This is a genomic window from Micrococcus sp. HSID17227 (genome assembly GCF_003989405.1).
Taxonomy (GTDB): domain Bacteria; phylum Actinomycetota; class Actinomycetes; order Actinomycetales; family Micrococcaceae; genus Micrococcus; species Micrococcus luteus.
Window position 1 is genome coordinate 1 of sequence record NZ_RBLN01000559.1, and the last position, 679, is coordinate 679.

The 679-nt window shown below is 68.9% G+C and carries 1 pseudogene; it reads left to right on the forward strand.

The features are described from left to right. Nucleotides 1–679 (forward strand): annotated as a pseudogene (locus D8M29_RS13295) (cytochrome P450); the annotation flags it as partial.

Sequence of the window (679 nt, forward strand, 5' to 3'; positions counted from 1 at the left end):
GCGCGGCCGGCTGCCCCGTACGCGCCATCAACTACCCGCCGGGCGGCGACGCGTACGTCGTCGCCGACTACGAGACCGCGCTCAAGGGGTTCAGCGACCCCCGCCTGTCCAAGCAGGTCGAGAACTCCCCGGCCTGGTTCCGCGATCTCCTCGCGGACAGCAGCCCGGTCCTCATACGCAACATGATCACCGCGGACGCGCCGGAGCACACCCGGCTGCGAAGGCTGGTCAGCAGGGCCTTCGTGCCCCGCCGGATGGCGCTGCTGCAGCCCCGCATCCAGGGGATCACCGACGAGCTCATCGGCGCCTTCCCCGAGTCGGGCGAGGTCGACCTGATGGAGTTCGCGTTCACCCTGCCGATGCGCGTGATCTGCGAGTTCATCGGTGTACCGATCGAGGACCGCCCGGAACTGCACGCCTGGGGCTACTGGCTGAGCGGAGCCCCGTTCGCGGACGAGGAGTCGAACCGGCAGCTGAAGCTGGCGAGCGACGGGATCGAGCGCTACCTCGTCGACCTGCTCGACCGGAGACGGAGCTCCGGCCTGGGGGAGGACCTGGTCAGCATCCTGCTGCGGGCCGCCGACGAGGACGTCTTCACCAACGACGAGCTCGTCTCGACGCTCGTCCTGCTGATCATCGCGGGCCACAAGACCACGGCCAACCTGATCGGGAACGGGAT